9 protein-coding genes, 10 tRNA genes and 1 rRNA gene are annotated in these 12,811 nt (G+C 58.7%); 19 read left to right on the plus strand and 1 reads right to left on the minus strand.

Features of this window, described 5'->3' with window-relative positions:
- Positions 1-114: 114 nt before the first annotated feature.
- From rrf to H7C19_RS11150, 9 genes are all read left to right on the plus strand, one after another.
- Positions 115-231, plus strand: a 5S ribosomal RNA gene (gene rrf / locus H7C19_RS11110).
- A gap of 24 nt (positions 232-255) precedes the next feature.
- A tRNA-Thr gene (locus tag H7C19_RS11115) sits at positions 256-331 on the plus strand.
- 10 nt (positions 332-341) lie between these two features.
- A tRNA-Glu gene (locus tag H7C19_RS11120) sits at positions 342-416 on the plus strand.
- Between the two features lie 5 nt (positions 417-421).
- A tRNA-Val gene (locus H7C19_RS11125) sits at positions 422-497 on the plus strand.
- Positions 498-513: 16 nt separating this feature from the next.
- Positions 514-588, plus strand: a tRNA-Gln gene (locus H7C19_RS11130).
- Between the two features lie 44 nt (positions 589-632).
- Positions 633-715, plus strand: a tRNA-Leu gene (locus tag H7C19_RS11135).
- Positions 716-1,314: 599 nt separating this feature from the next.
- Complete coding sequence (locus H7C19_RS11140) at positions 1,315-2,703, plus strand: hypothetical protein (RefSeq protein ID WP_185142726.1); 1,389 nt, start codon at positions 1,315-1,317, stop codon at positions 2,701-2,703.
- Positions 2,700-3,443: a hypothetical protein gene (locus H7C19_RS11145; RefSeq protein ID WP_185142727.1), complete on the plus strand. Its 744-nt coding sequence runs from the start codon at positions 2,700-2,702 to the stop codon at positions 3,441-3,443. Before H7C19_RS11140 ends, H7C19_RS11145 begins: the two co-directional genes overlap by 4 nt.
- Before the next feature lie 117 nt (positions 3,444-3,560).
- Entirely contained in the window at positions 3,561-5,954 is a 2,394-nt protein-coding gene (locus H7C19_RS11150; RefSeq protein ID WP_185142728.1) for a glycosyl hydrolase, read from the plus strand.
- Positions 5,955-6,025: 71 nt separating this feature from the next.
- Here H7C19_RS11150 and H7C19_RS11155 read toward each other — a convergent pair whose 3' ends face one another.
- The gene (locus tag H7C19_RS11155; RefSeq protein ID WP_185142729.1) at positions 6,026-6,787 is read right to left on the minus strand and encodes a helix-turn-helix transcriptional regulator; all 762 of its coding nucleotides are present in this window, start codon (positions 6,785-6,787) and stop codon (positions 6,026-6,028) included.
- Positions 6,788-7,116: 329 nt separating this feature from the next.
- On the opposite strand from H7C19_RS11155, the gene H7C19_RS11160 reads away from it, so the two are divergent.
- The 10 genes from H7C19_RS11160 to H7C19_RS11205 all read left to right on the plus strand — a co-directional run bounded on the left by H7C19_RS11160 (position 7,117) and on the right by H7C19_RS11205 (position 12,784).
- Positions 7,117-8,070 (plus strand): nucleoside hydrolase, encoded by a 954-nt coding sequence (locus H7C19_RS11160; protein WP_185142730.1) that lies wholly within the window; start codon positions 7,117-7,119, stop codon positions 8,068-8,070.
- On the plus strand, positions 8,063-9,649 hold the full coding sequence (locus tag H7C19_RS11165) for an ABC transporter substrate-binding protein (RefSeq protein WP_185142731.1): 1,587 nt from the start codon (positions 8,063-8,065) through the stop codon (positions 9,647-9,649). The genes H7C19_RS11160 and H7C19_RS11165 overlap by 8 nt, the downstream gene beginning before the upstream one ends.
- A gap of 115 nt (positions 9,650-9,764) precedes the next feature.
- Positions 9,765-10,196, plus strand: a complete 432-nt coding sequence (locus H7C19_RS11170) for an Ig-like domain-containing protein (RefSeq protein ID WP_221469188.1) — start codon at positions 9,765-9,767, stop codon at positions 10,194-10,196.
- Positions 10,197-10,256: 60 nt separating this feature from the next.
- Positions 10,257-11,141: a carbohydrate ABC transporter permease gene (locus tag H7C19_RS11175; RefSeq protein WP_221469189.1), complete on the plus strand. Its 885-nt coding sequence runs from the start codon at positions 10,257-10,259 to the stop codon at positions 11,139-11,141.
- Between the two features lie 19 nt (positions 11,142-11,160).
- Positions 11,161-11,988, plus strand: a complete 828-nt coding sequence (locus tag H7C19_RS11180) for a carbohydrate ABC transporter permease (RefSeq protein ID WP_185142734.1) — start codon at positions 11,161-11,163, stop codon at positions 11,986-11,988.
- 326 nt (positions 11,989-12,314) lie between these two features.
- Positions 12,315-12,389, plus strand: a tRNA-Gly gene (locus tag H7C19_RS11185).
- A gap of 9 nt (positions 12,390-12,398) precedes the next feature.
- Positions 12,399-12,475, plus strand: a tRNA-Arg gene (locus H7C19_RS11190).
- Between the two features lie 17 nt (positions 12,476-12,492).
- A tRNA-Pro gene (locus tag H7C19_RS11195) sits at positions 12,493-12,569 on the plus strand.
- 14 nt (positions 12,570-12,583) lie between these two features.
- Positions 12,584-12,657: transfer RNA gene (locus H7C19_RS11200), tRNA-Gly, on the plus strand.
- A gap of 52 nt (positions 12,658-12,709) precedes the next feature.
- Positions 12,710-12,784 (plus strand) — tRNA-Gly (locus H7C19_RS11205).
- The last annotated feature ends 27 nt before the right edge of the window (positions 12,785-12,811 follow it).

Genomic DNA, 12,811 nt, shown 5'->3' on the forward strand with positions numbered 1-12,811 from the left:
CAACACCCGTTAGGGTGAAGGTAAAGGCTCAAGCCGCAGCATACCACAGGCAAAGATGTTTCTAGCTTCGTTTCGCATCCGGTTTTCAGGGCGCAAGCTCTGTAAGCATTCCGGTCTGGTGATAATGGCGGAGGGGTTCCACGCGTACCCATCTCGAACACGGCCGTTAAGCCCTCCAGCGCCAATGGTACTTGGACCGCAGGGTCCTGGGAGAGTAGGACGTCGCCAGGCTGGAACGCTTCAATACATCGGTTTGCTCTCATAGCTCAGTAGGTAGAGTGCATCCATGGTAAGGATGAGGTCACCGGTTCGATCCCGGTTGAGAGCTCCATCTTCATCTCGGCCCGTTGGTCAAGGGGTTAAGACACCTCCCTTTCACGGAGGTAACAGGGGTTCGAATCCCCTACGGGTCACCAATTTCGGAGGCTTAGCTCAGCTGGGAGAGCATCTGCCTTACAAGCAGAGGGTCGGGGGTTCGATCCCCTCAGCCTCCACCATCCATTTTCATACCGCTGGGGATTAGCCAAGCGGTAAGGCAACGGACTTTGACTCCGTCATTCCTAGGTTCGAATCCTAGATCCCCAGCCATTTGTTCTTGCCTGCAAGAGGCTGCAACCTTGCAGTTGCCACCTGCGCGTGTGGCGGAATTGGCAGACGCACCAGACTTAGGATCTGGCGGGCAACCGTGGGGGTTCAAGTCCCTCCACGCGCACCAACTTTATAAAATTGATGAAATCCCTTGATATATAAGGGATTTTTTTGTTTTTCCAAAATAGAACATTGGAAGAGAAGTGAGTTCTCCGTTTTATCTTGTAGCGATGGGAGCGGAGCGGGAGCCAAGCTCGTTGGGGTTTGTTACATGATGAAAAGTTCGCGTGGTCTATCATCTACGGCATTAATAACGATCGCCTGCCCTTAGGCGAGGCGTAAGGAAGGAGCAGGCGATCGTTGCCACAGGGGCTGGAGCGACCTCGCTTTCCGTCAGCCAGTCCTCGATCTGGGCATTGACGCACAAAGACTTGTAAGCGCGAAGCCGCTCCGCTGCCTGCGGATGCGGCGTCTTTGCCTTCTCCTGCACGATACACTCCCTGTTAGCGAATCCGCTAATCTCCTCGCAAAGGTTCCTCATGCTTCGTCGAATTCAGCTTTCCCCGCGCCCCTCTTCCCTACTCGACGCCATTGCCGCGGCAGCTTCCCTCACCCAAAAATGAATAGCGTTCGACCACATCATGATAGAAGCAGGCGCGATACCATGCTATTTTTAAAGTCGATTGACCCATTTGCATCCATTCGATGAAAAGAGGAGCTGGGATGATGGGAAAGAAAACGGTCTACCTACTGGGCTGTGCCGCCTTCGCGCTGCTATTGCTGTTCGCCGTACGCAGCGGCGAAGCGGCAGCCGCGACGTATTATGTAAGCGATTCCGCGGGGAGCGACGCCAACAGCGGCACGAGCGCGACGGCGTCTTGGAAGACGTTGAACAAGGTGTCCTCCGTGACGTTCAGTCCGGGAGACCAGATCCTGCTGAAAACGGGAGATACGTGGACGGGACAAACGCTGACGCTGCATGGGGAAGGCACGTCTGCCTCGCCGATCGTGCTGTCCGCCTACGGAACGGGAGCCAAGCCGATAATATCGCCGAGCACCGTAGATGCGATCTGTATCTCGTTGGACGGCGTCGGAGGCTGGAATATCACAGGGCTGGAGCTGCAAAACGCGATGACGGGCATCATGCTGACGTACAACGACGTGTACAACAAGAGCCATATTTTCATCGACAATATGATATTCCGGCATATGAACCATACGTACAACAGCGCGCCGGAGACCTACAACCACGTCTCCGCCGGCGTGGACGTGCGCGGCCTGCAGCCTTGGCCGGGAGGCGTGCCGGGGGACGCAACGGACTTCAGCATCAAACGCACGGCGCTGGATGGCTTTACACTGACCAATTCGAGCTTTTACGACTGTGATACGGCCAACTTCTTCGGGAGGGTCGGCACCGGCTACATGCACGAGGTGAACGCGCCAAAAATCAAAAACGTCGTCATGTCGAATCTGTATACGGAAAACGGAGGCATGTGGGGCTTCGATTTCCATTGGATCGACGGCGGGACGATTTCGAATCTGCGAATAAACGGGCTCGGCACGGCGTACAATCCGTTCGGCGTCGGGGGCATCGTCGTTCAAGTGTGCCGCAACCTGACCTTCGATGGCGGGGAGCTGGCCGACATTCGCAGAAACGCAGCCGACTACGACGGTGTCGGCTTCGACTATGAAGGCGCCAACGACTATATTACGCTGAAAAACTATTACATTCACGATACAGACGCCGAAGGCGTGTTTATATTCAACAATGCGGGCGTAAACACCAATCTTGTCATGGAAAACAATACGATCGCAGGCTACGCCAAAAATCCGGCCGTCGCAGATGAAAACTTCGCGGTTCGCATCCTGGGCAATTCTACGGGAACGGTGCAAAACAACCAGTTCGTCAACTTCAAGCCGTCCGCGGGCACATTCAATGCGCTGCCGACCACGCTCGTGTATTCGGGCAACGCCACTTACGGCGCGCAAGACTGGGACTTCAACGTCGCGTCCTCGTCGGCAGACTACCAGCAATGGGTGATGGCGAACGAGCTGGCGGGAAACGTATCCGACGGCATCCTGACGCTGACCTCGACGGGGGAGACCCCTACATGATCTCGGCCGAGGGCTTAGGCTTGTCTTCTTCCAATCGCTACTTCAAGATTCGTCTGAAAAACAATACCAACGCCACCCAAGCACAGGTGTTCTTTAAGACGGATGCGGACTCCGTCTTCACGGAAGCGAAGTCCAAGACGTTTGCGATTGCGCCAAACATGACAAGCTATGCGGACTACGTGGTCGATCTGGGAACGGTCAGTGGCTGGAGCGGGACGATCAAGCAGCTGCGTCTGGATCCGTTCGCCAATACCGGCTCGATGAATATCGACCGGATTTCCCTCACCAATACGTCGGGCGGAGTGACGGTGGCGAACGCCGGATTTGAAGCTCCGGTCACCGCGAATTACACTTACGGGCCGATCTCAAGCGGTTGGACGTTCGCGAATTATACGGGCGTGCAGCGCAACGGCTCCGACTTCGGTACGCAATCTGCACCGGATGGCGTGCAGACGGCGTTCATCCAACATGACGCGGCCTTCGAGCAAAGCGTGTCCTTGAGCGCGGGCATGCATACCGTCGGTTTCAAGGCGGCGATGCGGACGAACTTCGGGGGACGGCAGACGTTCGATGTCTATTTCGACAACAGGAAAATCGGCACGTTCTCTCCGTCTACGGAGACCTTCGCTGTTTTTGAGACACGCGCCTTCTATGCGACTGCAGGTACGCACGTCATCAAGTTCAAAGGGGCGACGACGGGGGACAATACGGCGTTCGTCGACAGCGTCGCCGTGCAATAGCGTTTTGGAAAAGAAAGAACAGTGAGCAGGCGGCGTGAATGGAGACTGCCGATCATGCCAGATGACCGGAGGGCAGGATCGCCGCCATGACGAGACTCGCAAGGGGGAGAGAGAGAATTGAACAAACGCATAAGGAATGCGGGCGCGGCGATCTTGCTCGGGGTAGGGGCGCTGGGCTGCTTCCTCTTTTTCACGGCGCAAGGGAAAGGAAGCGACACAAGGGTGGAGACTGCGGAAGAACAGGGGATGGCACAAGGACGAGAGCAGGATAAGGGCGCGTCGACGTCCCCGGCGGCGTCCGGAGGAGAGGAGATGGCTGCTTCGGCATCCGAGGGCGCTGAGGGGGCATCCGGTACGGGTGCCGAGCGGCCGAAGCCGGCCGCCTTCGACGAAGCGCAGTTTGCCGATCCGGACGTCCGGTACCGGCCGCTGCTCATGATTCACGATCATCTGCATACCGGCGTCATCAAGAAACTGAGCGATCTGGGCTACGGCGGCATGGTGACGAACGTCGACTACAACGGTTACCTGAAAAACGAGGAGTACTGGGAGATTCTGAAGCAAAACGTCGCCTATGCGATCGATAAACTTGGGCTACGCGTCTGGATTTACGACGAAAAAGGGTATCCGAGCGGCACGGCGGGCGGTCAGGTGCTGGGCGAGCATCCCGAGTTAGAGGCGCAGGGGCTGGCCGTCGTCGCGAAGGAGGCCGCCGCCGGCGATACGGTCGTCATCACGCGTCCTTATGGACACGGAGAAGTCCGGTATGCGGCCGCTTATCGGGGCACGGAGCTAAGCTTCGATGAAGCATCGGCAGTCGATCTGCGGTCCGCCGTCGACGGACAAGGAAACCTGACGTGGCAAGCGCCGGCCTCCGGCCGCTGGGTCGTATTCTATTTCGTTCAAAAGCCGTTTTACGAAGGGACGCATGCCGTCAACAACTGGTTCGAGCAGCGCCGCTACATTAATCTGCTGGAAAAGGACGCGACAGAAGCTTTTATCGACGTGACGCATCGGCAGTATTTCGAACGGCTCGGACCTTATTTCGGCAAAGGAATCGAAGCCTTCTTCACAGACGAGCCGGCATTGACCGGGACGTATATCGGCACGCCGCCCCGGCAGCCGAGCGTCCTCGACGCGCCGGATCCCGCGGTGCCGCTGCTCAAGACGTTGAACTGGGGCAACCGGCTGGCCGAAGAGTTCCAGAAGCGGCGCGGCTACGAGCTGCTGCCCGTCCTGCCGTATCTGGTCGCGGGTGAGGGTAAGGAGGCGCAGCGCGTGCGCGGAGATTATTACCGGACGCTGTCCGAGCTCGTCCTGGAGAGCTACTTCGAGCCGCTCGAGGCGTTTTGCGGGGATACAGGGGTCGCCTGCTCGGGCCATCTGCTGCTGGAGGAGGAAATGTACCACCAGGCCATCTACGAGGGCAACCTGTTGGACATCTACCGGCATATGCAGCTGCCGGGCATCGATCTGCTCACGGCGCATCCGAAGCTCGCCAAGGAATGGGCGGCGACGACGGCCAAGCTCGCCAGCTCGGCGGCGCAGGAACAAGGCAAGCCACATGTGATGAGCGAGATTTCCGACGCCTTCGACAGCGACAAGGCCGACTTCAAGGGTCGTCTCGCGGCGGCCGCCGTTCAGTTCGCCTTCGGCGTCGATCGGTTTAACTCTTATTACGAGTATAACCGGATGAGCGACGAGGAGAACGGGCGCTTCGCCGACTATATCGGGCGCATCGGCTACATGATGGACGCCGGTCGGCCGGCACCGCAGGTCGCGGTGTATTATCCGATCGAGAGCGTGTGGGCGGAGACGCTGCCGCCGATGTCGCTCAGTCCGGCGGATTATGCCGCCCGCGCCGTGACGGTCAGCGACAGCTTCAAGCAGACGGCGCTGCGACTCACCGAGCATCAGCTCGATTACAATTACATCGACGCAGACGGCATTGCGGACAGCCGCGTCGAGGACGGGACGTTGTCGGCGCGGGGCGGACTGCGTTACAAGGCGCTGATCGTGCCGCAGACGACCGTAGTCGATGAAGCGCTCGCCGCCAAACTGACCGAGTTCGCGACGGAGGGCGTGTCGCTCGTGCTGATCGGAGCGGGGCCGGATTATATCCGTACCGACAGCGGCCTGAAGGAAGCGAACGGTCTCTACGACCGGCTGGCCAAGTTCCCGAGCGTGCTGCGCGTCGGCGCGGCGAAGAATCTGGACGGGCAGTTGCAGGCGCTGGTAGAGCCCGATTTGAAGCTCGGGCGGGCGGATCCCGATATTTTATGCGCCATGCGTAAGGGCGAGGGCGGTATGACGTATCTGCTCGTCAATACGGCGGACGAATCGAAGACGCTCTCCGTGCAGTTCCGCGCGGCAGGCTTGCGCGCGCGGCTGTGGGACCCGGACGGCGGCGAGGTGAAGCCGCTCGCCGTAGCGATGACTGGCGATGGCTACGCGCAGGCAGAGCTTGTCATCGGCGAGCGGCAGGCGCTGATCGTGACGTTCGAGAGTTAAGGGCGGAAGCGGTAGAAAAGGAAGCTTTGGCGTAAGGCAAAAGGGGTGGCGGCGATCGGCCGTCATCCCTTTTATTCCGTCGAGGACCGGATGAAGTGATTGCGTTTGAATGCGCTGGGCGTCTGCCCGGTCATCTTGCGGAACGTGCTTGCGAACTGCGAGCTGTTCGAGAAGCCGCAGTCCAGGGAGATGGCGCACATCGTCATTTCAGTGGACAGCATCAGCTTCTTGGCGTGCTCGACGCGCTTGTTGATGATAAAGCTGAGCGGCGATTCTCCCGTCTTGTCCTTGAATACATGGCGGAAGTGATCGTAGCTGTACCCGGTGATTTTGGCGAGTGACGGCAGGTCGATTTCCTGATGGAAGTTCTCGTTAATATAGTTCTCAATATACTCCAGCAGATCGGCAAACGAACGGGACGACCGCGTCCGTTCAATCTCGATGATGAACTCGTTTAACAGTAGCTCCAGCTTGTGCTGGTAATGCAGCCGCTGGGTCGAGATCTCGCGCTTGAGCTTGTTGACGATCTGCATGAGGAGCGAGGATCGATCCGGATAAACGCCGTTGTCAAATTGTACGGAAGCGCTATCATTTAACGAAAAGCCGATGCACAGCAGCTCGGTCGTCTCGTCGTGGACTTCGTTGTGCGTGGTACGGGGCGTGATAAGACTGAAGGTGTTCGGCGCGTAGCGATACTCCGTGCCGCCGATCGTCGTGGAGCCGGTGCCGGACGTATAGTACACGAGCTCGTAGCAGTTATGGTGATGAGCCGTAATCTCGGTCTGCGGCTTGTGATAATAGGTGAAGGCGAATTCAAGCTGATCGGCGAACATGCTCGTCCTCCTGACATCCCCATATATGAATGATGGCCGGTCGGCAATCTCACCAACAGTATAGTGGCAAAAGGCATTTTTGTCTGCAGCGTCCTCGGGAAGATCACCATTTTTCGATAATGTTCAACCACTTCCGGATAGAAGGCCCTCCGATGCTGTGTTACATTCAGGTAGGACAGGAAAACGGCTCTCGCGAGGCTGCGCGTTACGGAAAAAGGGAGGTCTGCGTCCGAAGGGCTCCGGTACCAACGAGGAAAGGCCGACCGCGCGACAATGGTGAAGCGCTTCCAGAATCGGCGTTCGGAGAAACAAAGGAGGTCGCAATCATCTTGTCTACGATAGCAGGGAGCGCTCAGCGCGTCATCATCGACACCGATATTGGAGACGACATCGACGATGCGCTCGCGATATGGCTAGCTGTAAAATCGCCGGAGCTCGACATCGCCGGCATCACAACCGTGTATAAACAAACGAGCAAGCGCGCACAAATGGTATCCGCGCTGCTGCGGGCGGCGGGCAGATCCGATATTCCCGTCGTGCCCGGCGCCTCGCTGCCGCTAATCAGCCGGCAAATCTACGGCAGGCCGGTCGATCCGGAAGAGGATCCGGTTCAGTACTTGGAAGAGATGCGGAGCGAGCCGGTCGACACGCGTTGGACGGCGGCCGAATTTATCGTGCGGACCGCAATCGGGGCCGAGCAGCCGATCTCGCTCGTCACGCTCGGCGCGCTTACCAACGTCGCGCTGGCGCTGCGCGTCAAGCCGGAGATCGCGGATCGCATCGCCAAGATCGTCGTCATGGGCGGCGCCTATGATATGAACGTGTCCGAATACAACTTTTCGTGCGATCCGGAGGCGGCGCAGATCGTGCTGAGCGCAGGCGTCCCGATCGTCGCCGTCGGGCTCGACGTCACCTTCCAGTGTCTTTTGTCCGAACGGCAAACAGCGGCGATCCGCGACAGCTCGGATCCCGCCGCCAAGCTCGTCATGAAGATGCGGGAGCATTGGGCTTCTCCGCACATCTACCTGCACGATCCGCTCGCGGTGGCTGCCGTGTATCGGGAGGATCTCGTCCGGACGGAGCGGCGGGTGGTCGACATCGAGACGGGCGGCGCCTATACGCGGGGGATGAGCATCAGCCTGTCCGGCATGAACTGGCATCGGCCGGCTGCGGATTCGCATGTACGGGTATGCACGGCAGTCGAGCATCAAGCTTTCATGGATCTGTATATGCAGCGCATATTGGCTTTTACCCCGATAGAGGAGAGTGACGGCATTGCTTAAGTTCAAATGGCAGTCCCAGATTCTCATGCTGGCAGCGTCTGCGCTCGTCGCGAGCGGCTGCTCCGGCGCGGCCGGCAATTCCGATGCGACGGCGACGGCATCGCAAATCGCGACCGCATCGCAGACGGCGACCGGATCGGCGACCGCTTTGCCCGAAGGGACGGACGCAGGCCCCAAGGAGATCGCAGGCGGGCGTCCCGTGACGCTGACCGTCGACCTGCATGGGTGGATGCCCACGGTCAATACGGAGCCGACGGCGGAAAACCCGACGGTATTCTTGTCCACGCAAAAGATCGCCGACGCGTTCATGAAGCTCCACCCGAACGTGAAGATCGCCTGGGCGCGCACGAAGCCGGTCGGCAAGCTGCAAAACGAGATTGCGGAATGGCTGACGACCCAGATCTCCGCAGGTACCGCCCCGGCGATCACTTTTACCTGGGGCAACAATTACCTGGACCGCGACTGGTACGAGCCGCTTGGCGATGCACTGTCGACGCCGGACGAATACGTGTCAGGCAATGCGAAGTGGAGCGACCTGTTTCCCGACTATCTGATGAAGCACCGTTCACTTGTCGATAACAGCAAGCAGCCGGTCGCCGTGCCGATCGTCCTGTACTCGGGACCGGCTACGGGCTACTACTACAACAAGGATCTATTCGAGTCTCTCGGCATCAGTCCCCCCAAGGACTGGGAGGAGATGTTCACGGACGCCAAGCTTCTGAAGGAAAAGGGCTACGTGCCCTTCGCCCAGTGGGGTAACTTCAAGCAGATCGAGCTCGGCCAATGGAATCAGCAATTCAGCGTCGGCCCGTTTTTTGCGGCGGCGCTTATGGACAAGACCGACTACGACAAGGACGGCCAAGTCGACACGCTCGAGACGCTGCGCGCGACGAAGGCAGGGCTGTTCAACGCAGCGGAGCACGATTACGCCCAGGAGATGTACCGGCAGCTCAAGCGCATGTATACGGAGCTGCTGCCTGCAGGCTGGCAGAACACCGACTTCTCGAAGCCCTGGAACGACGGCAAGGTCGCCATGCGCGAGGAAGGGCTGTGGGCGCTCCAGGCGGAGAACGGCAACAAGCAGCGCAAGTTCAATTACGGCGTCATTCCCGCACCGCCCATCACGAAGTCGACCTCGCTCGACGTCGCCGACGTGCAATATACGGAGAAGGGGCCGTACCAGCCAGATCCGGACCTGTCGCTCAACATCCTGAAGCCGATCGTGAAGGACAATCCGGATTTGAAGGAAGCGGCGATCGCCTTCCTCAAGTATTTGACCGTTCCCGAGAACATCTCGATGATGGTGCTGGAGCAAGGCGCCTCGCTCGGCGCGGTCAAGGGCTCGGAGATTCCCCCGCTCCTCGACGATTGGATGAACAACTCGTTCCCGATCATGCCCAAGGCCAGTTGGCCGAACGCCTTCACCGACGAGCAGGGCATCGCGCTCAACAAGCAGTTCGAGATGTGGGTGAAGGGGGAGACGGACGACGCCAAGTTTTTCGCGAAGAGCAACGAGATCCAACAGAAGAGCGCGGACGACTATATCAAAAAAATGAACATCGATACGACCGGCTGGTAAGCAGCGGGAGTCGGGGCGGCAGGCGATCGGCTTGCCCTCCCGCGTACCGCCCCGGGCTCCCGGCCGGCGTGGAATGGAGAGCGGCATGAAAAGAAAACTGACTATCTCGGCTATTGTGCTGGCAATCGTCGCCCTGCTCGCCGGTTACGATGCTTACCGTGCCACGCAGTACCGGATCGCCCTGCTCTCGATGGACCCGCAGCGGGCGCCGGCGGATGGCCAATCGCCCGTGGCGCTGCGCTTCAAGGTCACGGACGCGAGCGGTCAGCCGGCGAAGGGACATTCGCTCTACGCGCTGCCCAAGGGCGGAGGCATTCTGTCCGCCAGCCGCGTCGTTACCGACGAAGCGGGCGAGGCGTTGTACACCTACTATCCGTACAAAGCTTCCGATTTGCAGCCGGCCAAAGACGTGCAGATCAAGGTCATCGACGAGTCGAACTCGGTCTTCAACGAGATCAACGCCAAGACGACCGTGACCGTGCCGCTCGTGCAGCCGGAACGGTCGGCCAAGAGCAATCACAATCTGGACGACATTTTCGGCGAGTGACCGCAAGCGTCGCGCCGGGCAAGAAAGGAATGACACGCGATGGCATCTGGTCCTACGCTTTTGGCGAAAATCTGGAGTAGCCGCAAGGCTTATCTGTTTTTGTCCCCGCTGTTTCTGGGGTTGATTCTGTTTTGCTATTACCCGCCGGTCAGCGGCATTTACCACTCCTTTTTCGACTGGGACAGTGTGGGCAAGGCCGTCTACGTCGGCTTGGACAATTACAGGGAACTGTTCAGGGACCGCGTGTTCCTCGATTCAATCCCGACGGCGTTCCTCATCCTCGTGCCGCGTCTTATCATCGGTATCGTCGTGCCGCTGATCGCGGCGGAGATGATTTTCAACGTGAGACAGAAAAGACTGCAGTCGGCGTACCGGGTGCTTGTGCTGCTGCCGATCGTGGCGCCGGGTGTCGTCGGGCTGCTGATCTGGAAAAATATATACGATCCGACGAGCGGCCTGCTCGTCGCGCTGCTGCGCGGAACGGGGCTGATCGCGCCAGACCGGGTGATCGACTGGCTTGGCAGTGCCGATCTGATCATTCCGAGCATTGTCTTCATGGGCTTCCCTTGGATCGGGGGGACGAGCGTGCTTATCTACATGGCCGGTCTGATGAACATCTCCAGCGAGGTAATCGAGTCCTCGGAGCTGGACGGCGCGGGTCTGCTGCGGCGTATCTGGCATATCGATCTACCGCATCTGATGGGCCAAGTCCGCTTCTTTCTAATCTTCGGCATCATCGGCGGCTTGCAGGACTTCGGCATTCAGATCGTCCTGACGTCGGGCGGGCCGGGCTATAGCACTTATGTCCCCGCGTACTACATGTACATCGAAGCCTTTACCGCCGGCCGAATGGGCTATGCGACGACGATCGGCACGGTCATGTTCGCCGCGATCTTCGTCCTGAGCCTGATCGCGTACCGCGGCATGAAGACGGAGACGAATTAATGGAACGGGGAGAAGAGGCATGACCCAATACAGACGGCTGCCGCAATGGTTCCTGAACGCCGCGCTCGTCGCGCTGCTAGCCATGCTGCTGTATCCGCTCGGCTTTACGTTGTGGGGCGCGTTCAAGTCGGACGTCGCGTTCGCCGCTACCAGGTGGTATCCGACGCTGCCGCTTCGCGTCGGCAACGTATCCAGCGCGTTCGGCAGCATCTGGCGATATTTGCTCAACACGGTGTTCGTAGCGGGCGTGGGCACGGCGGGCATGCTGCTGATCGCCTCGCTGTCGGCTTTTACGTTCGCCCGCATGAAGTTTTTCGCCAAAGAATGGCTGTATATGCTCGTCCTGGCCCTCATGATGATTCCGGGGGCGCTCACGCTTGTGCCGGGCTATATGCTATATAAGACGTTCGACCTGCTCAACTCCTATTGGGCGCTTATTCTGCCGCTTGTCACTGGCGGTCCGATCTTCGGCATTTTCCTGCTGCGATCCTTCTTCGAGAGCATCCCCAAGGACTATTTCGAGGCGGCCCAGATGGACGGCGCACACGACTTCAAGCTGTACTACCGCATCGCGCTGCCGCTCTGCATCCCGATCATGGGGACGCTGGCGATCATGCAGATTGTCGGCGCCTGGAACGAATACCTATGGCCGATGATCACGATCGCCGACCACGAGAAGCTTACGATCGCGGCAGGCCTGCTCATCAGCTTCACCGGACAGTACACGTCCAACATGCCGGTGACGTTCGGCGGCTACCTGGTCGCGTCGGTGCCGCTCATCCTGCTATTCACGTTTACGAATCGCTATTACGTGCAAGGTCTGCTGTCGACTGCAATCAAGTTGTAAGCGCCAGCAAGCTTGCACGTTCAGCGGCCATCAAGGTCCGACGCCTCGCGGGGCTGCGGGCTTTTTGGCATGTCGATCTGCCGTGGCCGCCGCAGGGCGTGTATCATTGACGGCATGCGGTTCAAGGAGAGCCGGGAAGTTCCCGGCCGTCCGTCGGCAGGTCGCGCCCGAACAGGCTTCGGACCGCGTCCGATCGGCAATTTCATCTTTTTTTAAATTATCGCTTGCAATTCTCTAAGGGATTTGTTAATATAAAAAAGTCGCTTTTGAGAGGGGACATTAACGAAGACAACAACAACATTCGCCCTCGGACTGACCATCCATACGCGGAAATAGCTCAGTGGTAGAGCATCTCGTTGCCAACGAGAAGGTCGCGGGTTCGAGCCCCGTTTTCCGCTCCAACTTCATATGCGCCCTTAGCTCAGCTGGATAGAGCGTTTGACTACGAATCAAAAGGCCGGGAGTTCGAATCTCTCAGGGCGCGCCATTTTTACCACCTTACGTCGGGACGTAGCTCAGCTTGGTAGAGCACCTGGTTTGGGACCAGGGGGTCGCATGTTCGAATCGTGTCGTCCCGACCATTTCTTTGTGTGATGCGGGTGTAGTTCAATGGTAGAACCTCAGCCTTCCAAGCTGATGGCGTGGGTTCGATTCCCATCACCCGCTCCATACTTATTCTTGAGTAGCCCCTTGCACGGGTATTTTTTTTGAACTTTTCCATGCGGAAATAGCTCAGTGGTAGAGCATCTCGTTGCCAACGAGAAGGTCGCGGGTTCGAGCCCCGTTTTCCGCTCCATCTAAACGCAGCCAACCCTCTTGCCTA

Origin of the sequence: Cohnella nanjingensis (assembly GCF_014212125.1) — a bacterium.
Taxonomy (GTDB): Bacteria; Bacillota; Bacilli; order Paenibacillales; family Paenibacillaceae; genus Cohnella; species Cohnella nanjingensis.